The organism is Haloechinothrix alba (assembly GCF_900188115.1).
GTDB lineage: Bacteria > Actinomycetota > Actinomycetes > Mycobacteriales > Pseudonocardiaceae > Haloechinothrix > Haloechinothrix alba.
The window spans coordinates 1-1,214 of the sequence record NZ_FZNW01000076.1 but is presented as its reverse complement, the minus strand read 5'-3'; the positions used below and the strand labels follow the sequence as shown (position 1 = coordinate 1,214).

The window sequence follows — 1,214 nt, the reverse complement described above, 5'->3', positions numbered from 1 at the left end:
TACGGCCACCACAGCCCCACCGCCCTCATCGCCATGATCTACCTCTGCGCCGGAGGCATCACCATCACACTCCCCACACAAACCTGAGGAGTCCCTCATTTGACGCGACCGGTGTCCTAGGTGTAGTGCCCGGGGAGGTTGTGAACGGGTGACACAGGGCTAGATGATCTTGAAGTGAGGGAGGACCTCCGGTTTCGGTGTGGATCACCACATCTGCACCCGAAACGATCGGAGGTCCTCGTGCCCCACAGTAATGCCCCGTTGACCGAGACTGGCCGGTTGCGTCTGGCCCGGTGCGTCGTGGAGCAGCGGTGGCCGCTGCGGCGCGCGGCGGAGCGCTTTCAGGTGGCGACGGCGACGGCGCACCGGTGGTCGGTCCGCTACCGGGAGCACGGCGCGGCGGGGTTGGCCGACCGATCCAGCCGCCCGCGTCGCTGCCCACGGCGGACGCCGACCCGGCGCGAGCGACGGGTGCTCCAGGTGCGGGTGTCGCGGCGCTGGGGCCCGGCGCGAATCGCCGGGCTGCTGGGCATGCCGGCCTCCACGGTGCATCGGATCCTGGTGCGTTATGGCGCCCCGCGGCTGACCCAGCTCGACCGGGCCACCGTGCGGGTAGTGCGCCGCTACGAGAAGGCCACGCCGGGCGAGTTGGTGCACGTCGACATCAAGAAACTGGGCAACATCCCCGACGGCGGTGGGCACCGGGTTCTCGGCCGCGCCGCTGGCCGCCAGATCCGCTCCGCGATGGGCTATGCCTACCTGCATAACGCCGTCGATGACCATTCGCGGCTGGCCTACACCGAGATCCTGCCTGACGAACGCACCGACACCGCCGTGGCCTTCTGGTAGCGGGCCCACGCGTTCTTCGCCTCCGCCGGGATCACCGTGCAGCGCGTCATGACAGACAACGGTTCCTGCTACCGCTCCCGCACCTGGCGCGACATGCTTGCCGACCAGCACATCGCCCACACGCGGACCCGGGCCTACCGGCCACAGACCACCGGCAAGGCAGAACGGTACAACCGGGTTCTCCTCGACGAATGGGCCTACGCCAACCCCTACCGCTCAGAGAGCGCACGCCGCGCCGCCTTGCCCGACTTCCTCCACCGCTACAACCATTGTGAGTCTTCAGGTGGCTGGTCTGGGACTGGCTGGCAGGGTGAGCGTCGTGTCGCTCCGCGCCCTGGTCGTGACTCTTACAACTATTCGCCCCT

1 pseudogene is annotated in these 1,214 nt (G+C 68.3%); it reads left to right on the top strand.

From position 1 onward, the window contains the following. Positions 1-240 precede the first annotated feature (240 nt). Positions 241-1,214 (top strand): annotated as a pseudogene (locus CHB84_RS22180) (IS481 family transposase); the annotation flags it as partial.